A 23,164-nucleotide genomic window follows, 5' to 3' on the forward strand; every position below is an offset into this window, starting at 1 on the left:
TGCGCGGGCGGCGCGGACGGGTCGCACCACCGGGAGCCGAGACGAGCCGAGCCTGGCCAGTAGACAACGGCACGACGCGGGCAGCCAGCCCGCGGCGCGTCGGTCCGAAGGTCAGCGCGACGCACGCCTGGCGTAACGGCCGTGATGAGGGACAGAAGCACCCCGAGGGGCGCGGCCGCTGGACGCCGCGCCCCTCTGCCAGTTCTCCCCGTCCTTGCCGGCCCTTTTCCCAGCTCCCTCCTGGCCGGCTGATGCCGGATTGCCGCCGACTGCCTGGCCGGAACCGCGCGACCCGGCAGGTAGCCTGCCTGGCGTGGAAATGACGATGCCGCCACCCGAACTCGCCGAGCCCGGTCCCGGCGACCCGGCCCCCGCCGCGCCCGCACCCGCGCCGCTGCGGCTGCCGGTGGCCGTGGCGCTGGCCGTGGCCGCGGGGGCGGCGTTGCTGCTCGCCCTGCCGCCGTACGACCTGTGGTGGCTGGCCCCGGCCGGGGTGGCCCTGCTGACCGCGGCGGCGCACCGGCGGCGGCTGCGCGCCGGCCTGGGCCTCGGCTTCGTCACCGGCCTGGTGCTGTTCTTCCCGCTGCTGGAGTGGACCCGGATCGCGGCCGGCTGGCTGCCCTGGGCGCTGCTGTCCACCGCCCAGGCGGCCGTGCTCGGCCTGACCGGCCTGGCCGTCGCCGTGCTGTCCCCGCTGGCCGACCGGCGGCGGGCGCTCTGGCCCCTGCTGATCGGTCTGCTCTGGGTCGCCGACGAGGCGCTGCGCGACCGGGCCCCGTTCGGCGGCTTCCCGTGGGGGCGGCTCGCGTTCAGCCAGGGCGACGCCCCGTCGCTGCGCCTGGCGGCCTGGGGCGGCGCGCCCCTGGTCACGTTCGCGGTGGCCGCCGCCGGGGGCGCCCTGGTCGCGCTGGCCTGGCGGGACTGGCGCCGCCCGGCGTTGCTGCCGGTGGCCGGTTTCGCGGCCGCCCTCGGCGTGCTGGTCGCCGCGCCGGCCGCGGTGCCGCTGTCCGCGCCGACCGGCCCGGGCTACACCGTCGCGATCGTCCAGGGCAACGTGCCCCGCCTCGGGCTGGACTTCAACGCCCAGCGCCGCGCGGTGCTCGACAACCACGTCAGCGCGACCCGGCAGCTGGCCGCCGACGTGCTCGCCGGCAAGCAGCCGAAACCCGACCTGGTCGTCTGGCCGGAGAACTCCAGCGACATCGACCCGCTGCGCAACCAGGACGCCTCCGACGAGATCGCCGCGGCCGCCGCGGCGATCGGCGTGCCGATCCTGGTCGGCGCGGTGCTGCGCACCGACAACCCGAACGACATCAAGAACGCCGGGCTGCTCTGGATGCCCGTCACCGGGCCGGACCTGACCCAGACGTACGTCAAGCAGCACCCGGTCCCGTTCGCCGAGTACATGCCGCTGCGCCCGATCGCGCGCCTGGTCACCGACAAGGTCGACCTGGTTCGGAACATGCTGGCCGGCGACCACGCCGGCGTGATCGACACCGGCGCGCTGACGCTCGGCGACGTGATCTGCTTCGAGGTCGCCTACGACGGCATCGTCCGGGACACCGTGACCAAGGGCGCCCAGATCCTCGCCGTGCAGACCAACAACGCCACCTTCGACGAGGGCGAGGCCCGCCAGCAACTGGCCATGGTCCGGCTGCGCGCCGTCGAGCACGGTCTCGACGCGTTGATGGTGTCGACGGTCGGAGTGTCGGCTTTCGTGGATACGAGCGGCGGCGTGCACGGGGCGACGGCGTTCAACACGGCGGAGGTGGTGGTGCATAAGATGACCGCCGGGGGGACGCGTACGCTGGCGACTCGTTCGGGCATCTGGCCCGAGGCGACAGCGGTCGGGCTGACCGTGATCGCCCTGGCCGGCGCCGTTCTTCTGCGCCGCCGGCGGGTAAACCACATCACTGACGGCGACGAGAACGTGGAGGAAAGTTGAGCGAGGCGGAAGGCTACCCGGGAGTGGGGCGTGTCCTCGTGATCATCCCCACGTACAACGAGGCCGACAACGTACGGCTGATCACCGCCCGGGTGCGCGCGGCCGTGCCGGACGTCGACATCCTGGTCGCCGACGACAACTCACCGGACGGCACCGGCGCGATCGCGGACGAGCTGGCCCTGGCCGACGACCACATCTTCGTCCTGCACCGGCAGGGCAAGGAGGGGCTCGGCGCGGCGTACAAGGCCGGCTTCGCGTGGGCCAAGGACAAGGGCTACGACGCGGTCGTCGAGATGGACGCGGACGGCTCGCACGCCCCCGAGGAGCTGTCGAAACTGCTCGACGCGCTCGGCTCGGCGGACGCGGTGCTCGGCACCCGGTACATCCCCGGCGGCAGCGTGCACAACTGGCCGATGCACCGGCTGCTGCTCTCCCGCGGCGGCAACATCTACATCCGGATGGCGCTCGGCATGCCGTTCCGGGACGCGACCGGCGGCTACCGGGCGTACCGGATGACCGTGCTGGACGCGATCGACGTGGCGACCGTCGCCTCGACCGGCTACTCGTTCCAGGTGGAGCTGGCCTGGCGGACGTTCAAGGGCGGCTTCAAGCTCGTCGAGGTGCCGATCACGTTCACCGAGCGCGAGCACGGCGTCAGCAAGATGAGCGGCAACATCTTCAAGGAGCAGCTGCTCCGGGTCACCGTGTGGGGGGCGCAGGCCCGCAAGGAGTCGCTGCTCAACCTGCTCGGCCGCAAACCCAGGCAGGAGCAGCGGCAGACCTGGCCGTGAGCCTTGGCCTCGCCGGGAGGCTTGGGCTTGCCGTGCGGCTTGGTCTTGCCGTGCGGCTTGGTCTTGCCGTGAGCCCTGGTCTTGCCGTGCGGCTTGGTCTCGCCGTGCGGCTTGGTCTTGCCGTGAGCCCTGGTCTCGCCGTGCGGCTTGGTTGAGTGATGGTGGCCGTTTTCTGAGTGACGGTGGCCTCAGCGGGCACACAGGCAGGTCGCAGGTTCCGGTGTCATGCTGGAGTGGCACGCATGACACCGGAGGACTCCAATGCGCCGTAGCCGCTTGGCATATCTGCCTTTCGTCTTCCCGCTGCTCGCGATCGCCGAGATCTCGGCCTTCGTGGCGGTGGCCCACCTGATCGGGGCCGGCTGGGCGTTCCTGCTGCTCGCCGCGGTCACCCTGGCCGGCTTCTCGCTGCTGCGCCGGGAAGGGATCCGCGGCTGGCGGGCCTTTCAGCAGGCTGCCACGGCCGGCCGGCCGCCCGGCGCCGAGGTGGCCAACTCGCTGGTCGGGCTCGGCGGGGCGCTGCTGCTGGCCCTGCCCGGCTTCGTGACCGGCGTGATCGGGCTGCTCCTGCTGCTGCCGCCGGGCCGGGGGCTGGCCCGGGGTGGGGTGGAGCGCTTCGCGTCCCGTCGCCTCGGGGGCGCCGCGACCGGCGACCTGTTCGGGCCGCGCAAGGTCCGGGTCCGCGTCGACGACCCGGGCGTGGTCGACTCCACCGTGGTCAACGGGGAGACCCCGCCGGCCCAGCGCGAGCCGGCCGCCGCCATCGAGGGCGAGATCGTCCGCTAGCCCAGCCTCTGCCTGATTCGTCCTACCGCGGCCCGCGCCGGAGCCTTCCTCCGGCCCGGGCCGCTTTTTGCCCAGCGAGCCGCTCGGCAAGCTGGGCTCGGCGGGGCCCAGCCAACTCGGCGAGGCCCAGTCGTGCGGCGAGGCCCAGCCAGCGCGGCGAGGCCCGGTTTGTCCGGCGAGGCCAGCTTGCACGTGTCGCCCGGTTTGTCCGTCGAGGCCGGCCGCGCCCGCCGGCCTTCGCGTGGGAGCGCCCAGGCCCGAAATGCCCCGGCCGGGACCCGCTCGCGCCGGACCCGCTCGCGCCGGGTCCAGGCCCAGCCGGGTCCAGGCCCAGCCGGGTCCAGGCCCAGCCGGGTCCAGGCCCAGCCGGGTCCAGGCCCAGCCGGGTCCAGGCCCGGCCCGGGAGACGACGAAAGGGCCGCCCCCAGCCGGGGCGGCCCTTTCCGTGCCTGGTGTTGCGACCGGGACTAGCGGCCGCGGCGGGTGCGCACTTCCTGGAGGCGTTCGTTGAGAATGTCCTCCAGCTCGGCGATCGAGCGCCGCTCCAGGAGCATGTCCCAGTGGGTACGCGGCGGCTTCGCCTTCTTCGCTTCCGGCTCGCTGCCGTCGACCAGACGGGCCACGCTGCCGTCGAACTTGCACTCCCAGGTGGTGGGCACCTCGGCGTCGACGGCGAACGGAACCTCGAACTGGTGACCCTTGACGCACAGGTACTCACGGGTCTGTCGGGGCGCCAGCTCGGTGTTACGGTCGGACTCGTAGCTGACTGCGCCTAGACGGCTGCCGCGCAGCATGCGTTCGCCCATGATCGGCTTCCCCTCGCTCGTGGTGCTGCTCTCGTTGGTGTAACGAAAGGGGCGGCCGCCGGATTCCTGCGCCCGCCGAGTGTTCTATCGGTCTTTTACCCGCCTGGTAAAGGCGATGTAACGCTATGAGCGTAACCGGCCAGCGACCTTACCCTGCAAATTGAACGGTCGTGAAGTGGACCTTGGTCCAGTTTACGACCGTTTGACACATCTACGGGTGGTGCGATGTCGGTCACTCGGACGGTAACCGGCGGCCACATCGTGATCATGTTGTCGCTAATGGCCGCCGGGGGTGGCCTGGGCCGGAGCGGGAGCCCCCGCCGGCCGCGCCGAACCCAGTGCGGCCAGCGCCGAGGCCAGGTCACTGACCTGACTGGTGAGCTGCGCCACCCGCTGATGCGCGGAGTCCGCGTCGGCTCGCGCGGCGGCCAGGCGCCGCTCCAGGTCGACGCGTTCCTCGACGGCCCGATCAAGATCTTTGCGGGTCCGGTCGAAGTCCCCGGCCGTGCGCCGCAACTCGTCCCGATCGCCGGTCACCGCGGCGAGTTCCTGCCGCACCCCGGCCACCTCGGCCGCGGCCCGGTCGGCCCGGGCGGTCGCCTCGGTGGCCGCCTTCTCGGCGCGCGCGGTGGCCTCGGCGGTGGCCCGCTCGGCGGCCTTCGCCCGCAGCTCGGCCTGCTCGGCGGCGGCCCGCAGGGCGTCCGCGTCGGCGCGGGCGGCGGTCAGCGACTCCTCGGCGCGGGCGGCGGTCTGCTCCGCCGTACGCCGGAAGTCGTTGTGATCCCGCAAGGCCGCCGCAAGATCGCGTTCCGCGGCATCGCGCTGGGCCTTGGTCTCCTGGACCTGGTGCCGCGCGGCGGACAGCTCGTCGCCGGCCGCGTCGCGTTCCGCCTCGGCGCGTTCGCGCAGCGCGGCCGCCGCCGTCGCGGCCTTCACCGCCTCGTCGCGCGCCGTGAACGCCTCCTGCTCGCGCTTGCCGGCCTCCTCGGCCGCCCGCGTCGCCTCGGTGGCGCGCTGCCGGGACTCGTCGCGTTCCGCGGTCGCGGCCACCGCGATCTGCTGCGCCGCGGCGGTCGCGGTCGCCGCCTGCTCGGCGTCCCGGCGCGCGTCGTCCCGCTCGGCGTGCGCGGCGGCCACCGCCGACGACGTCTCCGCCCGCACCTCGGCGACCTGCCGCTCGACCCCGGCCGGCGACATCTCCGAGTGCAGCGCCTCGGTCAGCGTGCCGACCATCTGGTCGAGGCGGTCCACCACCTCCCAGGTGCGGGCCACCGAACCGGCCAGCCCGGGGGAGGAGCGGTGCCGCATCCGCACGTTGCGGTTGGCGCGCTGGCACTCGCCGTCGTTGTCCCGGCAGTACCGGAACGGCCGGCCGGCGGAGGAACGCTGCGGCACGGGGCGCCCGCAGTGGGCGCAGGGTCGGGTTTCCATCGCCTCGGCGGCGGAGTGGTCCTGCATCGTCATAGCAGGACCCACCCTAGGCCGAACAACGATCTTCCCGATGTCACCACACCGATGCCTTCCCCGAGCCGCGCATTGTTTCCCCTACTGTGCCCGCTCCACTCGCCCTGCCCCGGGCCCTCTCGGTCGATCAAGATCAAATTCTTCATTGCCTATGTCCGCCGGGGTACAGATCGTCGCTCCCGCGGGGACCCTTCCGGGCCTCGCAGGGCGCGGGGCGCCCAAGAACGCGAGGCCCTCCAGGGCGATGTCCGTGGGTGGTTGCGGTTCAAAAGAACCAACGCCAGCCGGCTGCCGCGCAGGGCCCAGCCGCGGCCCCGCTCCCGGCGGGTGGGATATCCGCGAGCGTCGTGGTGTCCCTGCTCGTCATGCTCGGAGCGAAGTTCGCGATCAAGCTGCGCCGCGGCCTTACCTCGCGGATTTGCGGCGTGGCCCGAAGAGTGTGGGCGCTGGGCAGCGGGGATCGCGGCGTGGCTGGGAGTGCGGTCCGGGGGAGTGGGGATCGCGGCGTGGCCGGGAGTGCGGTCCGGGGGAGTGGGGATCGCGGCGTGGCCGGGAGTGCGGTGCGGGGGAGTGGGGGTTCGGTTGGCTGAGCCGTTTCGGTGGGATCTGATCCGGCCGGATGAGCTGGGTTCGCTGCTCGACGGGGTCGAGCCGCCCGACCTGTGGTTCCTGGACGCGCTCACGGTCTGCGCCGGCAAGGTGCTGGCCCGCAGCGGCGACGGTGACCCGGTCTTCGTCGGCCGGTCGCTGGACTCGATGTTCGACCTGCTCAGCGGCGCCCTGGACGGCCTCGGGGAGCGCCGGCTGCACCGCCTGCCGATCTCGTTCACGCGGCCGTACCGCCGGGTGGGCCCCCGGCGCTGGGCGGAGCCGGCGCTGACCACCGCGGAGCGCGACGAGGCACGGCGGATGCTGGCCACGGCCGGGGTCACGCCCTACACCCTGGCCCGGCGCCGCCGCCCGGTCACGTTCGTCGACGTGGTCGACGGCGGCGGGACGTTCACCGAGCTGTACGACCTGCTCCGCACCTGGATCCGGGACGAGCGGGAGACCTGGCCGGTGATCCGGCGCAAGGTGCGCTTCGTCGGCGTGACGATCCAGCAGCGGACCAGCCCGAACACGTACCGCTGGGCGCAGGCGCGACAGTGGACCCGGGAGCTGCCGGCCGACGCGGTGCGGAGCGTGTCCCTGGACGTCGACACCTGGTCGTACCTCGGCAACACGCAGCAGAAGCTGACCCGTTCACTGCGCCCCGACCGCTGGCTGGCCGACGCGGACGGCCCGGACCGGGGCGAGCGGACCCGGCAGGCGCTGGCCGAGGCGGTCGCCCTGGTCGCCCACGGCCGCAGCCGAGCCGGCCGGCAGGCCCTCGCGCGGTCGATCGGCGAGCGAGCCCAGCCCTGGACCCGCACCCTGGTCACCGACCTGAACGCCGCCGCGGAGGGCCGATGAGACGAGTTGAGGCCCGGCGCAGATGGGCGACGTTCCAGCTGAGGTCGAGCGTCGCCGCGTCCTCGCCCGCGAGGCCCAGGAAGCACCACGCCTGAAAGGTCGGCACGAGCAGACTCCGCTCCAGTTCGGACAGCGGCCGCACCTCCTCGTACCCGCTGATCACCCCGTCCTGATACCCGCGCCAGGCCAGCGCGAAGTCGGCCACGAGATGGCTGACGTGGGTGAGCTCGAAGTCCAGCACCCCGGTCAGCCGATCGTTCTCGAACAGCAGGTTCCACGGCGTGAAATCGCCGTGGATCACCCCGCTCGGCGCCTCCACGACCGGGTTGGCCGCGAAGAACTCCACCGCCGCGGCCCGGCACGCGAGCAACTCGGCACCGTCGTCCGGATGGAGTTCCCGGTACGCCCGCAGCGTGCGCTCCAGCTCCGGATCGCCGACCATCGCCGCGGGAAACCCGAAGCCCTCGCGCTGCCCGGTGATCCCGGTCGCGGCCAGCGCGGCGTGCAATTCGGCGAGCAGCCGGCCCCGCCGACGCTGCTCGGCGGGACTGTCCGAGCCGGCCGTGACGTGCGGCCGGCCCGGCAACCGATCCGCCAACAGCCACACGCCGTCCGGCGTGACCAGGGGTTCCTCGGCCGGCTCGGGGGTCGGCCAGCCCTGCTCCCGGAGCGCGGCCGCGACCCGGAGCGAATACCGCCAGTCCGGGCTGTCCGCCGGGTTGATCCGCTGCACGACGTACTCCCGGCCGTCCCGGGCCGCCGCCCAGGTGTACGTGGACCGGGCGCCCAGCTGCGGGCCGACGGTCAGCCGCCAGCGATCGCGGACCTCCGGGTCCATCGTCACTCGCCGCCCAGGGTGCTGTCGCCGCTGTGGTAGTCGTAGTCGCGGTCCCGGCCGGGCGGGCGGATCTCGTGCACCGCCGACGGCGTGGCCAGCCGCAGGCCGTCCTCCGGCTCGGCCAGCTCCTTGGCCAGGTCGTTGGCGAAGCTCGCCGCCCACAGCCCGCCGACCAGCACGACCACCAGCAGCGCCAGCCCGGCGCCGCTCATCGTGGTCCCCTTCGCGGCCCCGTACGCGAACGCCCCGGCCGCCGCCACCAGCGCCAGCACCTGCCCGGCGCGGTAGGCGTACCTCGCGCGTCGCCTCCGGACCCGCCGCGAGTCCCGCAGGGCGGTGCTGGCCAGCAGGCAGTCGACCGTCTCGCCGCAGGTGCCGCAGTCGACCGGGGTGCCGGCCTCGCCCTCGGCCGGTCGCTCGGCCACGATCGGGTGCAGTTCGTACCACTGCAGAACCGGGGTTTCCGGCTCGGCGACCCCCTCCGGCCGCTGGGCCACCCGGTGCCCGAGCTCGAACGTCGGCCGGGTCTCGTCCGTCACACTCATCGATCCACCATGGGGTGACGCGTCAAGGTCGGTCGATCGGTGGACGCGTGGATGACTGTCCGGTCTGTGGAGATGATCAAAGAGTGATCGTACGGTGACGGTCATGTCCATACCGTTCGATCTCTGGGGCCAGCGTGGCTGGGCCTCCGCGGAAGTCGCCGGCGAGTCGCACTACCAGGCCGCGATCCGGTCGCTGTTCGGCGCGCGTCTCCCAGCCGGTGGCAGCGAGATCACGGTCGCCGCGCAGCTGCTGCCCGAGCCGCTCAACAAGCACGACCGCAACGCGGTGGCGGTGTTCGTCGGCCCGGCCCAGGTCGGCTACCTGCCACGGGAGACCGCGATGAGCTACGCGCCGACGCTGATCGGCCTGGTCGCGCGCGGGTGGACGCCACAGGTCGGCGCGCGGGTCTGGGGCTCGCAGTGGGGTCCCGGCGAGTTCAGCGTCTCGGTCCGCCTGGACCTGGCCGAGCCGCACATGATCATGCCGGCGAACCAGCCGCCGCCGGAGCCGCACCGGATGCTGCCGTCCGGCGGAGCCATCCAGGTCACCGGCGAGCAGCACCATCTCGACGCGCTCGCCACCTGGCTGCGCGCCGAGGGGGAGTGCTGGGTGCACGCCACCCTGCACGAGATCACCGAGCAGTCCGCCCGCAGCGCGCGGACGGTGGTCGAGGTGCGGATCGACGGCGCCCGGGTCGGGCAGCTCACCCCGCGGATGAGCGGTGAGGTGCTGGCCGCCGTCCGGCACCTCGCGGAGCGCGGCCTGGGCGCCTGCACGCGGGCGATCGTCAAGGGCAACAGGATCAAAACCGAGGTCATTGTGTACGCGGCCCGCGCGCACGAACTTCCGGACAGCTGGCTCGACCTCCCCTCCGAAACCGCGCCCCCGCCCGCCGCCTCCCCGGCCCCGCCGGCTCAGCTCGCGCCGGTCCCGATGCCCCGCCCGATCCCGATCGTGCCCGTCGCCGCGGAACCCTCAGCAGCCGAGACCGCGGTCCTGTCCGCCCCGGCGAGCCGGCCGGCGGCACCGGCACAGCCGCCGGCCCCGGTGATCCTGCCGGCGGTGCCGCCCGCGCCGATCGGCCAGATGCCGCCGCCCGAGCCGGCCGCCCAGACCGCCGTGCTCCCCGCCCCGGCCGGGCACACCACGGTGCCGATCACGCCGCCCGCCCCGCGGGGACCGCGTGCTCCCGACGTACCGGAAAGGCAATCGGACCCGGCGCAAGCCGCGGGACCACCGCAAGCACCGCATCGCCCGCGTTTCAACCCGCCGCCGAACTGGCCCGCCCCGCCGCCCGGATGGTCGCCGCCGCCGGGCTGGGCGCCGGATCCGGGCTGGGGACCGCCCCCGGCCGGTTGGCAGGTGTGGATCGAGGAGCCGCCGGTCGAGGAGCCGCGGCACGATCCGGAGATCCCGCTGTTCGGGGCGCGCGGGAAGGCCCGGGAGCTGGCGGCCGAGGTGGAGAAGCTGCGCGCCGAGCGGGAGGAGATGGCCCGGCTCGGGCTGTTCGACCTCAAGGACCTGATGGAGCAGCGGCAACGCCTGCAGCGCGACCTCACCGACCTGCGGCACCACCTCGACGGACTGCGCAAACAGGTGGTCGTCACCGAGGAGGAGGCGCTGCTGCAGGAGGCCGGGATCTACCGCTACCGGCATCCGCTCAGTGACGCGGTCGCCTACCAGGAGGCCCTCGCCCACCTGCAGGATCAGATCAAGGAGATGGCGAAACCGGACGGCGGCGCGGTGCTGGCCGCGGCCGGCTGGACGGTGAACGGCTCCGAGGCGCAGGGGCGGACGATGCTGCGCGACTACGCGAAGCTGATGCTGCGCGCCTACAACGCCGAGGCGGACAACCTGGTGCGGACGCTGAAGCCGTACAAACTGGATGCCGCGATCGAACGGCTCGGCAAGGTCGCCGGGACCATCGCGCGGCTCGGCAAGACGATGGACATCCGGATCTCCGAGCCGTACCACCGGCTGCGCGTGCAGGAGCTCGGGCTCACCGCCGACCACCAGGAGCGGCTCGCCGAGGAGAAGGCGCGCGAGCGGGAGGAGAAGGCCCGGCTGCGCGAGGAGCGGCAGCTGCAGCAGGAGATCGAGCGGGAGCGGGCCCGGCTGGACAAGGAGCGGCAGCACTACGCGAACGCGCTCGCCGCGCTGCGGGCCGGCGGGGACGTCGAGGGCGCCGCGCAGCTGCGGGACCGGCTCGCCGAGATCGACGCCGCGATCCAGGACGTCGACTACCGGGCCGCGAACGTCCGGGCCGGCTACGTCTACGTCATCTCGAACCTCGGCGCGTTCGGCGAGAACATGGTCAAGGTCGGGATGACCCGCCGGCTCGACCCGCTGGACCGGGTCCGCGAGCTCGGCGACGCGTCCGTCCCGTTCGTCTTCGACGTGCACGCGCTGTTCTTCGCCGAGGACGCGGTCGGCATCGAGGCGCAGATGCACGCCCGCCTCGCCGACCGCCGGGTCAACCTGGTCAACCAGCGGCGCGAGTTCTTCTACGCGACGCCCGCCGAGGCGAAACGTCACCTGATGGAACTGACCGGAAACCTGCTTCAGTACGAGGAGACGCCCGCCGCCCTGGAATACCGCCAGAGCCTCAACCAACCCCGCCGGAACGTCGTACCCGGGTGATAGACCTACGGGGTGGACGATCTGGAGCTGTTCACCGAGGAGGTGGCGGCACTCAACGGTGACCAGCCGGTGTTCCCCGCCCGCGAGGTGGTGGACCGGCCCGGCGACCCGGAGCGCTGGTTCCCGGGCTGGCCCGGGCCGGTGCTGCTGCTCTCGGTGGAGAATCAGGGCGTCTGCGCGTGGGGTGTCCCGCTCGACGATCCGGCCCCGCCGGTGCTGGTCGGCGGGCCGGCCGGCGCGACCCGGGTGTTCTCGCCGGACGTGGCCTCGTTCGTCGAGTTCCGGCGCTGGGCGGCGAGCTGCGAATGGGAGTTCGCGGCGCAGGCCGACGAACTGGACGAGGTGACCCTCAGCCACCTGCGCCGGCGGTACCGGGAGCGGCCCGGCCCGCGGGGCTGGCCGGGCCGGGCGACGTTCCGGTTCGAGGGGGCGGACGTGCGGATCATGCTGTGGGACGCGCCCGGCCAGTGCGACTGGTTCGTCGCCGGCGCCGGCGAGGCCGAGCTGCTGAACCTGCTCCCGTTCGCCGACCTGCGCACGTCGCTGTATGCCTACGACGCGTCCGGGGCCGCGGTGCTCGCCCGGGTCAGGGGGCGGGGCTGACCGGGGCGGGGGATCAGCAGGGCGCAGAGGACGGTGGCGGCGCCGGCGGCCGAGACGGCCAGGGGTGTGGTGGTGAGCTGGGCCGCCGCGCCCAGGATCACCGGGGAGAGGCCCTGGGCGGTCATCATGCCGGTGGAGAGCAGCGCGAACATCTGGCCCCGCCGCGCCTCCGGGGTGGCCTCCAGCAGCGGGCGCTGCAGCCCGAGTTGGTACGCGGCGCCCGCCCCGCACAGCACCAGCAGCGCGAGCGAACCACCCAGCGGCAACCCGGCGACGAGCAGCGCCAGCGGCCCGCCGGCCAGGACCACCAGCGGCCGGGAGAGGCGTTCGCGCATCGCCGGGCGGACCCAGCGGCCGACGATCAGGTCGCCGAGCAGCATGCCGACCGGGACCGCGGCCATCAGCGCGCCGGCCGAGCCGGCCGGGAAGCCCCGCGCGGTGGCGTACGCGACGAGCAGCGCCTCGGCGCCCGCGACGCACGCCGGCGGCAGCCAGTGCACCAGCATCAGCCGGCGGATCACCGGGTCGCCGAGCAGGTCCCGGACGCCGGTCAGGCTGGCCCGCACCGCCGAGCCGCCCTCGGCCCGCAGCCCGTCGAGATCGGGCAGGCCCAACCGGACGATCAGCGCCGCCAGCACCTGCCCGGCGGCCGCGACGAGCAGCGCCTGCCGGGGGCCGACCGCGGCGACCGTGACCCCGCCGACGGCCAGGCCGAGCAGTTGCGCGCCGGAGGACGCGGCGTTCATCACCGAGCGGCCCAGCACGTACGCGTCGCCGGTCAGGACGTCCGCGACCAGCCGCCCGGCCGCGCCCATGAAGATCGGCGTGCCGCAGGCGACCGCCGCGATGATCGTCAGCTGCGCGGCGACCGGCATCTCGACGGTGGCGATCAGCAGCGCGGCCGCGCCCCCGGACAGGTACCCGGCGACGATCAGCGGCCGGGGCCGGATCCGGTCGGTCAGCGCGCCCAGCAGCAGCCCCCCGGCCAGCTGCGGCAGGAACCCGGCGGCGAACGCGAGCGCGCTCAGCAGCGCCGACCCGGTCTGTTCGAAGACGAGCACGGAGAGCGCGAAGATCCGCAGGGATTCGGCCGCGATCGCGGCGGTGCGGGCGAAGAACAGCACCCGGAACTTCGGCTCGGCGAAGACCTCGCGGTAGGTCGCGCCCCGATCGGCAACAGTCACCCCGTCACGATGTCGGCCGGCGGGTCACCGGCGCGATTGATTCGCCAGGTGGCGTAACGTCGGGGTGGTGTTGCGGTTCGAGGTCGGTGCGGAGGATCTGCTGCGCACCCGGTTCGCGGTCTCGCCGATCTTCGAGCTGCACGACCTGCTGCGGGCGCTGGAGACCCCCGCGCCGGCCCTCCCGTCGTCCTGGCTCGCGCGCTTCCGGACCGGATTCGATCAGCTGCGGGAGCATCCGGGCCGGGACGCCGTCCGGGTGCTGAAGACCGCCCGCGAGGGTGCGAACTTCTTCGCCCCGCCGCCGCGCGGGATGGCGCAGACGATCGAGCAGGACCTGGCCGCGGTGCGGGCCTGGCCGCTCGGCGCGGCCCGTGAGGAGATCGACTACTACCTGGCCCGGCGGCGGGTCACGGCGGCGACCCGGGCCTTCCTGTACGACCCGGACGTCCTCGACCGCGTCGCCGACTTCCTGGAGCTGGCCTGGTCGGTCCTGCTCGCCGCGGAGTGGCCGCAGATGCGGGCGGTCTGCGAGCGGGACGTCGTGCACCGCGCCGCCGAGCTGGGCCGGGCCGGGTGGGAGGCGGCGCTGGCCGGCCTCGGCCCGCGGGTCCGCTGGCGGGACGGCGGGATCGAGCTGTCCGCGCACGGCGGGCCGGCCGGCGCGCTGGGCGGGGCCGGGCTGCTGCTCGTGCCGGCGGTGACGATCTGGCCCGGCACCGCGGTCTTCGGCGACGACCCGTGGCCGAAGGCGATCATATATCCGGCCCGCGGCGTGGGCGCGCTGTTCGAGCCGGCGCCGGCCGCGGTGCCGGACTCGCTGGCCGGGCTGCTCGGCCGGAGCCGGGCGCAGCTGCTGATCGGGCTGGGGGAGCCGGCCAGCACGACCCACCTCGCGGCGGTGTTCACGCTGGCCACCGGGGCGGTCGGCGACCATCTCGCGGTGCTGTACCGGGCCGGGCTGGTGACCCGGGCCCGGTCCGGGCGGTCGGTGCTCTACGCACGGACGCCGCTCGGCGACGCGCTGGTCCGGGCCGCGGGCTGAGCCGGGCGGGGTCAGGTGACCGCGTACCACCAGCGGTCGAGGTCGCTGTCCATCGCCTCGATCTCCTCCTCGCTCGGGCGGTAGCCGGGCGGCAGGTCGACCTCGAGCGCTCCGGTCCGCCGGACGATCTCGCGCAGCTCGGCCACGCCCGGGGTGGCCGGCAGCTCGTCGGCGTGCAGCGGATACCCGCCGACCAGGATCTCCGGGCCCAGCCCGTACCAGTGGGCGATCAGCTCGGCGTCGCCGTCCCGCTCCGCGGCGGCCGCGATCCGGGTGGCCACGTCGATCAGCCGGACCCGGTTCGGCGGGACCGCGGCGGCGCCGGTCAGTCGCCCGGCGCCGGCCATCCGCTGCCACAGCGCGCTGCCGGCCTCGGCGTAGAGCCAGGGTGGGTCGACGTACCCGGTCGCCAGCTCACGCTCCGGAAGCTCGTCGTCCTCGTGCAGGTCGGTGAAGTCGTCCAGCCCGTCGAAGAACGCGCGCCGCTCCGCGTAGTCGGGGTGCTCGGCGACCGGGAACCGGTAGGTGTGCCCCCGTCGCAGCAGGATGTCGCGCACCCGCCCCTGCGTGATCGAGCAGTCGAAGGTGAACTGGAACGCGTAGAGCGCGACGAACCAGTCGCGCAGCCGTCCGTCGTCCGCCGGGTGGTGCCGGTCCAGCGTCCGGACCGACTCGTACACCAGATCCTCGATCTCATGCATCGACACCCGGGCACCTTAGCCCGTCACCGACGCGCAACCGATGGTTGCATGTTGCGCCGGTCCGGGTTAGGTTAGGTGCAACCAAAGGTTGCAGGAGGAAGTCATGGAACTCGGAACCATCGAGCGCGAGATCTACGTCGACGCCACCCCCGAGGTCGTCTTCGAGGTGGTCAGCAGCGCGGAGCACCTCAAGGGCTGGTGGCCCGACGACGCCGACTACGCGGCCGTCGCCGGCGCCAGCGGGACGATCAGCTTCGGGAAGGGCGACGCCGAGGCGCAGGTCGAGCAGTTCACCGTCGTCGACGCCCAGCCGCCGCGGATGTTCTCGTTCCGCTGGACGCACCCGGCCGGCGAGACCGCGACCGCGGGGAACTCACTGCTGGTCACGTTCGACCTCACCCCGTCCGGCGGCGGCACGACGCTGCGGATGACCGAGACCGGGTTCCGCGAGCGGGGCTGGTCGCAGGCCGTGCTGGAGGAGTGCTACCGGGACCACGTGACCGGTTGGGATCACTTCATCCCGCGGCTCGCGCCCTACGTCGCCACCCTCCAGGTCCAGCCGTGACCACGGCCGTCGTCGACGACGATCTCTGGTCGGCGATCGGCGACCCGACCCGGCGGCGGATGCTGGACCTGCTGCTCACCGAGGGCGGCGGCACGGCCAGCACGCTGAGCCGGCAGATGACCGTGACCCGCCAGGCGGTCGCCAAGCACCTGACCGTGCTCGACCGGGTCGGGCTGGTCCGTGGCCGCCCGGCCGGCCGGGAGCGCCGCTACCAGGTCGACGAGGCGCAACTCGCCCGCGCGGTCGCCCAGCTCGCCGCGGTCGGCGCCGCCTGGGACGCCCGCCTGCAGCGCATCAAGCGCATCGCCGAGGCGATTCAACAAACCAGAAACACCTGATTTGGGTACGGGCGTGGCCCGCGCCCGCACGCAAGGCCGCCGGCGCGGGTGGGTCAGTCCAGGCAGAACTCGTTGCCCTCCGGGTCGGCCATCACGATGTGCCCGGCGTTCGGCGGCACCGGCTCGTGGCGTTCGAGCCGGGTCGCGCCGTGCCCGACCAGGCGCTCCGCCTCGGCCTCCAGCGCCGCCATCCGCTCGTCGCCGGTCAGCCCGGGCGCCGCCCGTACGTCGAGGTGCACCCGGTTCTTGCCGGTCTTGCCCTCCGGCACCTGCTGGAAGAACAGCCGCGGCCCGGTCCCCTTCGGGTCGACCACGGCCGACGCGCTGTTCCATTTGTCCTCCGGCACACCCCACGCCGCGAGGGCCTGCTCCCACGAGTCGAACCCGTCCGGCGGCGACTGCACCTGATAGCCCAGCGCCTCGGCCCAGAACGCGGACAGCGCGGCCGGGTCGGCGGCGTCGAAGGTGAACTGGACCTCGCGTGCGATCTCAAGAGTCATGCCCCCACCCTGCCGCAGATTGCGGACACGGGCTGACCGGAAATCGAACGAACCGGCGGATCACCCGGGCCGCGGCGTGGCCCGGGCGGCGCGAGCCGCGGGACCGGGCCTACTCCGCGGCGAGCGGCGGGCCGACCTGGTCGTCGAGCCAGTGCCGCAGCGGCAGGCCGGCGCGCAGGAAGTCGACCACCCGGGTCTTCGCCGCGGCCGTGCCCAGCCAGGCCGCCGGCGGCCACTCCCGCCAGGTGATCAGGCCCTTGTGCCGGAGCAGCTCGATCCGCGGATGGTCCTTCGGGTAGCCGCGCGGCGCGGTCTTCAACGTGTCCCGCCCGGTCACGGTGATCCCGGCTTTCTCGGCGTCCGCGATGAGCCCGAGCAGCACCGTGCCGCTGACGTCGTTGGCGACCGCCGTCCGGTAGCGGTCCAGCTGACCGGAGTCCATCTGGTAGTACCCCGACCCGGCGGCCAGCCCGTCCGCCGACAGCTGCAGATAGCCGCCGCCCTCCAGCCACGCCCCGAGGTGCGTCTTGTACGGCGTCTTGTCCTTGCTGAACCGCACGTCCCGGTACGGCCGGAAGACCTTCCCCGGCCCGAACTCCGGCTCGAGCGCGGCGAGCAGCTCCAGCATCGGCCCGCGCACCTGCTCCTCGTAGAACGGGAGGTGCCTGGTCCAGTACGTCTTCGAGTTGTCGGCGCTGAGCCCCTCGTAGAACTCCAGCGCCTCGACCGGCCAACCGCGGAACGTCACCCCACGATTCTGCGCCATCGCCCGCGGCCGCCTTGAGAAGGGTCGCGGATTCATATATTAGCTATAGAGGTGATAGGCGATCCGAGCGAGTTCCTGTGGTACATCCCCAACGAGGACCGGCCCGGCCACCGCGGCGACGACGTGGTCGCCGGGCACAACAGCCTGGACGCGCTGGTCAGCCAGGCGCAGGCGGTCGAGGCGCACGGCTGGGGCGGCGCGCTGATCGGCACCGGGTGGGGCCGGCCGGACACGTTCACGGTGGCGACCGCCCTGGCCGCGCGGACGACGACGTTCCGGCCGTTGATCGCGGCCCGGCCCGGTTACTGGCGGCCGGCGCACTTCGCCTCGGCCGCCGCGACGCTGCAGCACCTGAGCGGCGGGCGGGTGCTGATCAACATCGTGTCCGGGAAGGACAACCTCGCCGCCTACGGCGACGAGGAGGGCGATCAGATCCAGCGGTACGGCCGGACGCGCGAGTTCCTGCGGATCGTGCGCCGGTTGTGGGCCGAGGAGAACGTCACCTACCAGGGGGAACACTTCCGGGTCACCGATTCGACCGTGGTGCCGCGGTTGAGCCGGCCGCCGCGGCTGTACTTCGGCGGCGCGTCCGAGGCCGCCGAGCGGGTGTCCGCGGCCGAGGCGGACGTGCAGCTGTTCTGGGGCGAGACGCTCGACGGCGTACGGGAAAGGATCGAAAGGTTGAAAGCTCTGGAAAAGGAGCTGGGGCGGGAGCATCCGCCGCTGGAGTTCGGTCTGCGGATCACCACGGTGGTGCGCGAGACGACCGAGCGGGCCTGGGCGGACGCCGAGGCGAAGGTCGCCGCGACGTCCGAGGGTGATCAGTTGTTGCCGCTGCTCAGAGCGTGAAACCGGTGACCAGGTCGCGCAGCTCGCCGCTGGTCCGGGCCAGGCTCGCGGCGTTCTGCTGAGCCTGTCCGGCCACCGCCGTCGTGGTGCCGACCGCGCCGGCCACCCCGGCGATGCTGTCGGCGATGGTGGTGCTGCTGTCCGCGACCTCGGCCACGTTGCGGCCCATCTCGCTGGTGGTGGCGGTCTGCTCCTCGACGGCCGCCGCGATCAGCGTCTGGAAGTCGCTGATCCGGTTGACCACGTCGCCGATCCGGCCGATCGCGCCGGCCGCCTCGGACGAGTCGGACTGGATGGCCTGGACCAGCCGGCCGATCTCGGTGGTGGCCCGTGCCGTCTCCTGCGAGAGCTCCTTGACCTCGCCGGCCACCACCGCGAAGCCCTTGCCCAGGTCACCGGCGCGGGCGGCCTCGATCGTCGCGTTCAGCGCGAGCAGGTTGGTCTGCTCGGCGATCGCCGTGATCATGGCGACCACCTTGCCGATCTCGGCGGACGACGCGCCCAGCTTGCCGACCGTGCGGTTGGTCTGCTCGACCGCGCCGACCGCCTCGCCGGCCACCTGCGCGGCCTCGCCGGCGTTGCGGGCGATCTCGTCGATCGCCAGGGTCATCTCGGAGCTGCCGGCCTGCAGGGTCCGCACGTTGCCGGAGACGTGCCCGGCCGAGTCGGCGACCGCGGTGGCCTGGGCGTCGACCTCGGCGCTGGCCGCGGCGATCCGGGTGGACACCTCGGAGAGCTCGCCGGAGGCCGCGGAGACCGTCTCGGCGTGCCCGGCGATCGCGGCCACCGTCTCGCGCAGCGACGCGGCGGTCCGGTCCACCGCGTCGCTGAGGCTGCCCAGCTCGTCGCGGCGGTTCAGGCCGACCCGCACGGTCAGGTCGTGGTCGGCGAGCCGCTTGAGCGCGGCGACCACCTTCGCCAGCGGGCCGGTCACCGAGCGGGTCACCCAGATCCCCATCGTGATCGCCAGCGCGGTGGCCAGGATCAACGCCAGCACGAGCATCCGCAGCGCCGTGGTGCGGACCTTCTCCACCTCGGCGCGGAGCGCCTCGGCACGCTGGTCGACCGAGGCGTCGAGGCTTGCGGTCAGATCCAGGATCTTCCCGTACGAGGCCCCGGCCTCCCCACCGTTGATACTGGTCATCGCCGTGGCGCGACCGGCCCGGGTGTCCGTGGACAGCCACTGCATGACCTTGGCGTCCCAGGTGAAGAAGTCGTCCCAGGCCGGCTTGAGCTGGGCGAACTTCGCCCGCTCGGCCGCGGTCATGGCGCCGGTACGGGTGGCCGCCAGGTCGGTGTAGATGGTGTCCTTCGACTTCAGCTCGCCCTCGCGGTTGTAGCCGTCCGGGCCGGTGGCGTAGGCGTACCCGAAGGCGCCGGCGTCCGCCACGACCAGGCCCTGCCAGCCGGTGACGTCGGCCGCGTCGTACTTGATCGCCCCGATGTCGTCGCGGACCTGCTCCAGGGTCGCCAGCTCCTCCTCGGCGGAGACCTGCTGGCGCATTCCCCACCAGCCGACCCCGGCGGACGCGCCGATCAGGGCGGTCAGCACGAAAAAGGAGGCGCCGAGGCGCTTGCCGACATTGATGTCACTGATCCGCATGCCTCTGAGATCGGCGTACGCGGGCAGGGGTTGAAGGTTTGCGATGTGACCCTGGTCGCGGACGGTTGATGTTCGGTTGCTCTTCGCCGCCCGCGTTTTAATCCTATTCGGCCGATAGGAATTATGGTCTAATGGGACTCTGCTCGATCCGTTGCCGAAGGTGGTCCCCGATGCGTGGTGTTCCCGTCCTGCTCGCCCTGTCCGTCGGCGGGCCCGGCCTGCACTCCCTGGCCGACGCGGGGGAGATCGTGGCCGCCGCGGAGGAGGCCGGGGTCGCCGCGATCCGGCTCGCCGACCGGTCGCCGAACGGGACCGCGCTCGACCCGGCGGTCGTCGCCGCCTACCTGGCCGGCCGGCACGCCGGGATCGGATACCTGCCGGTGCTGCCGACCACCGGGAACCCGCCGCTGACCGCGGCCCGGCGGACGCTGTCGCTGGACACCGCCACCGGCGGGCGCTCCGGGGCGGTGCTGCGGCCGGGCGACTCGGTGCCCCGCTGGATCGAGTACGCCCGGGTGCTCACCCGGCTGTGGGAGTCGTTCCCCGGCGACGACCGCCCGGACGGGCCGGTGCTCGTGGCCGACCTCGGGGTGCTCGGGGTGGCGACGGTCGCGCCGCTGGCCGACATCGTCGTGGTCGACCTGGGGCAGGCCGGCGGGGCGGACGCGGACCTGAGCCAGGCCCTGCGGCTCGCCGGGCGGGAGCGCGGGGAGGTGGCGCTGCTCGGCCGGGTCACGGTGGCCAAGGGTGAGGTGGTGCCGGGCTTCGCGACCCGGCTGCGGTCCTGGGTCGACGAGCACCTGCTCGACGGGGTGGAGCTGGTGGCCGAGGGCGGGGTGGACGACGTGGTCAAGGTGCTGCGGGCGCTGACCCCCCGGCCGGTGGGCCGGACGCTGCGCGAGGCCTTCGAGCTGCGCCCGGCGGTCGCCCTCGCCGGCTGACGGGCCGGCGGGGCGCTCAGGACCGGGCGCTCAGGACTCCGCGTGGCCGACCGGGCCGACCCACTTGAGGTCCGGGAGGTTGACGACGATGGCCTCCTGGGTGGTGCGGGAGATGACCACCACGGCCTCGTTCGCCGGGTCCGGGTTCTCCTCGCGGTGCGGGACCCACGGCGGGACGTAGATGTAGTCGCCGGGCTTGGTGTCGACCCGGGTCTCGCCGTGCTCCTCGTCCAGGAAGACGAACGACGGGTGGCCGCTGACCACGTAGATCGCGGTCTCCGACGCGCCGTGGTGGTGGTTGCCGGAGGAGGTGGACGCGGCGACGTGGGTCTCGCCCATCCACAGGTTCCGGCTGCCGACGGTGGCGCCGCTGATCGCCTCGACGCGGCGCATGCCGGTGGTCTGCGCGGTGTCCGCGCTCAGGGAGCCGCCCGCGACGTGGTGCAGCCGGCGGTGGAACGGGTCTTCGTCTGCCATGCCCATGATCCTATCGATCCAGTAGGACTTTGTGCAGGGCCGCCGCGGTGCCGGTGACCAGGTCCGGCGGCAGGCCGCGGCGCGGCTGCACGGAGAGCGCGATCGGCCGCGGCGCCGGCAGGTCGTCCCGCTCGACCAGGCCGTCCGGGCGCTGGCCCTGGGTCGCCATCAGGCCGACGCCGAGCCCGGCCCGGACCGCGGCCTGCACCCCGGCCAGGTGCGCGGCCTCGCAGTCGACGTCGGCGGCCAGCCCGTGCGCGGCGAGCGTCTCCAGGGCCCGGGTGCGCAGCGCGCAGGGCGCGTCGAAGGCGACCAGCGGGATCGGCCGGCCGCTCGCCGGGGGCGTCCACTGTGGCGCCGAATACCAGGTCAGGTGCAGCTCGCCGACGGTCCGCGCGCTCTCGTCCTCGGCCGGGCCGAGCAGCAGGGCCAGGTCGATCCGCCCGTCCTGCAGGTCGGTGCGCAGCTGGCTGCCGCGGTCGATCCGGAACCGGATGCGCGCGTCCGGGAACGTGCCGGTCAGCGCGCCGGCCAGGTCGGGCAGCAGCTGGGCGGCGGCGTGCTCGGTGGAACCGATCAGCAGCACGCGTTCCGCGGTGGCGCCGAACGCGTGCAGCGTCTCGTCGTGCACCGCGAGCAGCCGGCGCGCGTGCAGGAGCAGCGCCTCGCCGTCGGCGGTGAAGCGGGAGCCGCGGCCGTCGCGTTCGACCAGGGTGCGGCCGAGGGTCGTCTCCAGCCGGCGCACGTGCTGACTGACCGCGCCCTGGCTCAGGTGCAGGGCGGTCGCGGCCCGTTGGAAGCCGCCGCAGTCGGCGACCGCGACCAGGCTGCGCAGCGGTGCGATGTCGAGAAAACGACTCATGCCTATCAGGTTACTAGGAATTGATTAGCCGTGGTGATGGCTCACATCACGATCTCTCGTTGGACACGACCGCCTACCCACCGTGATGCTCGTCTTGTTGAACCCTGCAATCCTATCGGAGAAGTAGAGATGACTCGAAGGAACCTGATACTCGGCGCCGTACTGCTCGGCGTCGGTGGACCGGGCCAGCATCACACCTGGCTGAGTCCCGAGATACCCGGTGACGCCAGCGTGGACATCCGCTGGTACATCGCCCGCGCGCAGCAGGCCGAGGCCGCCAAGTTCGACCACGTGTTCATCGTGGACAGCCAGTTCATCACGCCGGACTCGCCGAACCACTACCTGAACCGGCTCGAGCCGCTCACCCTGCTCTCCGCGGTCGCCGTGCACACCACCCACATCGGGCTGGTCGGGACGCTGACCACCTCGTACAACGACCCGTTCAACATCGCCCGGCGGCTGGCCTCGCTGGACGTGATCAGCGGCGGCCGGGCCGGCTGGAACGTGGTCGCGACCGGGGACGGCGGCACCGCCGGGAACTACGGGCGCGAGGAGCACTACGACTACTCCACCCGGTACGGCCGGGCCCTGGAACACGTCCGCGTGGTGCAGGGGCTGTGGGACTCGTACGAGGACGATGCCTTCCCCCGCGACAAGGAGCGCGGCGTCTTCTTCGACAAGGACAAGCAGCACGCCCTGAACCACGTCGGCGAGCACTTCTCCGTGGTCGGCCCGCTCAACCTGCAGCGCAGCCCGCAGGGCCAGCCGGTGATCTTCCAGGCCGGCGACTCGGACGAGGGCCGGGACCTGGGCGCGAGCATCGCCGACGCGATCTTCACGCACGCGCAGACGATCGAGCAGGGTCGAGCGTTCGCCGCCGACCTCCGCGCCCGCGCCGCCGCCAAGGGTCGCGACCCGGAGCAGATCCTGATCGTCCCGGGGATCAGCCCGATCATCGCCGACACCGACGAGGAGGCCCGGGCCAGGGAAGCCGAGATCGTCGGAGGCAAGGACTTCGACCGCGCGCTCAAGGAGCTGGGCCGGCCGTTCGGCTGGCACGACTTCACCCAGTACGACCTCGACGCCCCCTTCCCCGACCTGGGTGACCTGGGCGACCGCAGCTTCAAGACGCAGGCCGAGCGGATCAAGAAGCTGGCCGCCGACAACGGCTTCACGCTGCGCCAGGTGGTCCGGCACAGCATCGACTCGCGCCGCTCGCCGTTCGTCGGCTCGCCGCTGACCGTGGCGAACGAGATCCAGAAGTGGTTCGAGGCGGGCGCGTTCGACGGCGTCAACATCACCGTCACGGTGCCCAGCGAGTTCGCCCGGTTCACCGACGAGGTGCTGCCGATCCTGCGCGGGCGCGGCGTCGCGCGTGACGAGTACGGGTCCACCACCCTGCGCGGCAACCTCGGCCTGCCGGTGCCCCGCAACATCCACACCCGCGAGCTGGTCAAGTGAGGGG

At 73.2% G+C, this 23,164-nt stretch carries 23 protein-coding genes; 12 read left to right on the forward strand and 11 right to left on the reverse strand.

The window, feature by feature from the left end; all coding sequences use genetic code 11:
- Nucleotides 1-319 precede the first annotated feature (319 nt).
- From lnt to L3i22_RS15845, 3 genes are all read left to right on the forward strand, one after another.
- Nucleotides 320-1,945, forward strand: a complete 1,626-nt coding sequence (lnt, locus tag L3i22_RS15835) for an apolipoprotein N-acyltransferase (RefSeq protein WP_255658677.1) — start codon at nucleotides 320-322, stop codon at nucleotides 1,943-1,945.
- Entirely contained in the window at nucleotides 1,942-2,736 is a 795-nt protein-coding gene (locus L3i22_RS15840; RefSeq protein WP_221327727.1) for a polyprenol monophosphomannose synthase, read from the forward strand. Before lnt ends, L3i22_RS15840 begins: the two co-directional genes overlap by 4 nt.
- A gap of 261 nt (nucleotides 2,737-2,997) precedes the next feature.
- A complete protein-coding gene (locus L3i22_RS15845; protein WP_221327728.1) occupies nucleotides 2,998-3,522 on the forward strand; it encodes an FxsA family protein in 525 nt (174 codons plus the stop codon).
- 467 nt (nucleotides 3,523-3,989) lie between these two features.
- On the opposite strand, the gene L3i22_RS15850 is transcribed toward L3i22_RS15845, so the two are convergent.
- Nucleotides 3,990-4,328 (reverse strand): RNA polymerase-binding protein RbpA, encoded by a 339-nt coding sequence (locus L3i22_RS15850; protein ID WP_221327729.1) that lies wholly within the window; start codon nucleotides 4,326-4,328, stop codon nucleotides 3,990-3,992.
- Between the two features lie 276 nt (nucleotides 4,329-4,604).
- Complete coding sequence (locus L3i22_RS15855; RefSeq protein WP_221327730.1) at nucleotides 4,605-5,792, reverse strand: serine/threonine protein kinase; 1,188 nt, start codon at nucleotides 5,790-5,792, stop codon at nucleotides 4,605-4,607.
- Between the two features lie 582 nt (nucleotides 5,793-6,374).
- Between L3i22_RS15855 and L3i22_RS53485 the strand changes: the two genes are divergently transcribed.
- Nucleotides 6,375-7,244, forward strand: coding sequence for a hypothetical protein (locus L3i22_RS53485; protein ID WP_255658272.1), 870 nt, complete (start codon nucleotides 6,375-6,377; stop codon nucleotides 7,242-7,244).
- On the opposite strand, the gene L3i22_RS15865 is transcribed toward L3i22_RS53485, so the two are convergent.
- Together L3i22_RS15865 and L3i22_RS15870 are read right to left on the reverse strand one after the other, a co-directional pair.
- On the reverse strand, nucleotides 7,210-8,082 hold the full coding sequence (locus L3i22_RS15865; protein WP_221327731.1) for a phosphotransferase enzyme family protein: 873 nt from the start codon (nucleotides 8,080-8,082) through the stop codon (nucleotides 7,210-7,212). The two genes, L3i22_RS53485 and L3i22_RS15865, sit on opposite strands and share 35 nt — an antisense overlap.
- 2 nt (nucleotides 8,083-8,084) lie before the next feature.
- Nucleotides 8,085-8,627 carry a hypothetical protein gene (locus tag L3i22_RS15870; protein ID WP_221327732.1) on the reverse strand — a complete coding sequence of 181 codons (543 nt, stop codon included), beginning with the start codon at nucleotides 8,625-8,627 and terminating at the stop codon, nucleotides 8,085-8,087.
- 103 nt (nucleotides 8,628-8,730) lie between these two features.
- Between L3i22_RS15870 and L3i22_RS53490 the strand changes: the two genes are divergently transcribed.
- Both L3i22_RS53490 and L3i22_RS15880 read left to right on the forward strand, forming a co-directional pair.
- Entirely contained in the window at nucleotides 8,731-11,268 is a 2,538-nt protein-coding gene (locus L3i22_RS53490) for a DUF4041 domain-containing protein (RefSeq protein WP_255658273.1), read from the forward strand.
- A 12-nt stretch (nucleotides 11,269-11,280) separates the two neighbouring features.
- Nucleotides 11,281-11,871, forward strand: a complete 591-nt coding sequence (locus L3i22_RS15880; protein WP_221327733.1) for a hypothetical protein — start codon at nucleotides 11,281-11,283, stop codon at nucleotides 11,869-11,871.
- Here the strand turns inward: L3i22_RS15880 and L3i22_RS15885 are convergent.
- On the reverse strand, nucleotides 11,820-13,055 hold the full coding sequence (locus L3i22_RS15885; protein ID WP_221327734.1) for an MFS transporter: 1,236 nt from the start codon (nucleotides 13,053-13,055) through the stop codon (nucleotides 11,820-11,822). The genes L3i22_RS15880 and L3i22_RS15885 overlap by 52 nt on opposite strands.
- A gap of 67 nt (nucleotides 13,056-13,122) precedes the next feature.
- Between L3i22_RS15885 and L3i22_RS15890 the strand changes: the two genes are divergently transcribed.
- The gene (locus L3i22_RS15890; protein WP_221327735.1) at nucleotides 13,123-14,097 is read left to right on the forward strand and encodes a helix-turn-helix transcriptional regulator; all 975 of its coding nucleotides are present in this window, start codon (nucleotides 13,123-13,125) and stop codon (nucleotides 14,095-14,097) included.
- Nucleotides 14,098-14,108: 11 nt separating this feature from the next.
- Here L3i22_RS15890 and L3i22_RS15895 read toward each other — a convergent pair whose 3' ends face one another.
- Nucleotides 14,109-14,804, reverse strand: coding sequence for a hypothetical protein (locus L3i22_RS15895; protein ID WP_221327736.1), 696 nt, complete (start codon nucleotides 14,802-14,804; stop codon nucleotides 14,109-14,111).
- Nucleotides 14,805-14,901: 97 nt separating this feature from the next.
- Between L3i22_RS15895 and L3i22_RS15900 the strand changes: the two genes are divergently transcribed.
- Complete coding sequence (locus L3i22_RS15900; RefSeq protein ID WP_221327737.1) at nucleotides 14,902-15,363, forward strand: SRPBCC family protein; 462 nt, start codon at nucleotides 14,902-14,904, stop codon at nucleotides 15,361-15,363.
- Entirely contained in the window at nucleotides 15,360-15,701 is a 342-nt protein-coding gene (locus tag L3i22_RS15905) for a metalloregulator ArsR/SmtB family transcription factor (RefSeq protein WP_255658274.1), read from the forward strand. Before L3i22_RS15900 ends, L3i22_RS15905 begins: the two co-directional genes overlap by 4 nt.
- Nucleotides 15,702-15,754: 53 nt before the next feature.
- On the opposite strand, the gene L3i22_RS15910 is transcribed toward L3i22_RS15905, so the two are convergent.
- Together L3i22_RS15910 and L3i22_RS15915 are read right to left on the reverse strand one after the other, a co-directional pair.
- Nucleotides 15,755-16,201 (reverse strand): VOC family protein, encoded by a 447-nt coding sequence (locus tag L3i22_RS15910; protein ID WP_221327738.1) that lies wholly within the window; start codon nucleotides 16,199-16,201, stop codon nucleotides 15,755-15,757.
- 109 nt (nucleotides 16,202-16,310) lie between these two features.
- Nucleotides 16,311-16,949, reverse strand: a complete 639-nt coding sequence (locus L3i22_RS15915) for a DUF2461 domain-containing protein (RefSeq protein ID WP_255658275.1) — start codon at nucleotides 16,947-16,949, stop codon at nucleotides 16,311-16,313.
- 69 nt (nucleotides 16,950-17,018) lie between these two features.
- On the opposite strand from L3i22_RS15915, the gene L3i22_RS15920 reads away from it, so the two are divergent.
- Nucleotides 17,019-17,816 carry an LLM class flavin-dependent oxidoreductase gene (locus tag L3i22_RS15920; RefSeq protein ID WP_255658276.1) on the forward strand — a complete coding sequence of 266 codons (798 nt, stop codon included), beginning with the start codon at nucleotides 17,019-17,021 and terminating at the stop codon, nucleotides 17,814-17,816.
- Here L3i22_RS15920 and L3i22_RS15925 read toward each other — a convergent pair.
- The gene (locus tag L3i22_RS15925; protein WP_221327740.1) at nucleotides 17,806-19,419 is read right to left on the reverse strand and encodes a methyl-accepting chemotaxis protein; all 1,614 of its coding nucleotides are present in this window, start codon (nucleotides 19,417-19,419) and stop codon (nucleotides 17,806-17,808) included. The genes L3i22_RS15920 and L3i22_RS15925 overlap by 11 nt on opposite strands.
- Nucleotides 19,420-19,589: 170 nt before the next feature.
- Here L3i22_RS15925 and L3i22_RS15930 point away from each other — a divergent pair, with 170 nt between their 5' ends.
- Nucleotides 19,590-20,360: an LLM class flavin-dependent oxidoreductase gene (locus L3i22_RS15930; RefSeq protein WP_221327741.1), complete on the forward strand. Its 771-nt coding sequence runs from the start codon at nucleotides 19,590-19,592 to the stop codon at nucleotides 20,358-20,360.
- Nucleotides 20,361-20,390: 30 nt separating this feature from the next.
- On the opposite strand, the gene L3i22_RS15935 is transcribed toward L3i22_RS15930, so the two are convergent.
- Both L3i22_RS15935 and L3i22_RS15940 read right to left on the reverse strand, forming a co-directional pair.
- Nucleotides 20,391-20,837 carry a cupin domain-containing protein gene (locus L3i22_RS15935; RefSeq protein ID WP_221327742.1) on the reverse strand — a complete coding sequence of 149 codons (447 nt, stop codon included), beginning with the start codon at nucleotides 20,835-20,837 and terminating at the stop codon, nucleotides 20,391-20,393.
- A 10-nt stretch (nucleotides 20,838-20,847) separates the two neighbouring features.
- Nucleotides 20,848-21,699 (reverse strand): LysR substrate-binding domain-containing protein, encoded by an 852-nt coding sequence (locus L3i22_RS15940; RefSeq protein WP_221327743.1) that lies wholly within the window; start codon nucleotides 21,697-21,699, stop codon nucleotides 20,848-20,850.
- A 129-nt stretch (nucleotides 21,700-21,828) separates the two neighbouring features.
- Between L3i22_RS15940 and L3i22_RS15945 the strand changes: the two genes are divergently transcribed.
- Entirely contained in the window at nucleotides 21,829-23,160 is a 1,332-nt protein-coding gene (locus L3i22_RS15945; RefSeq protein WP_221327744.1) for an NtaA/DmoA family FMN-dependent monooxygenase, read from the forward strand.
- The last annotated feature ends 4 nt before the right edge of the window (nucleotides 23,161-23,164 follow it).

Source organism: Actinoplanes sp. L3-i22, assembly GCF_019704555.1.
In the GTDB taxonomy this organism is placed as follows: Bacteria; Actinomycetota; Actinomycetes; order Mycobacteriales; family Micromonosporaceae; genus Actinoplanes.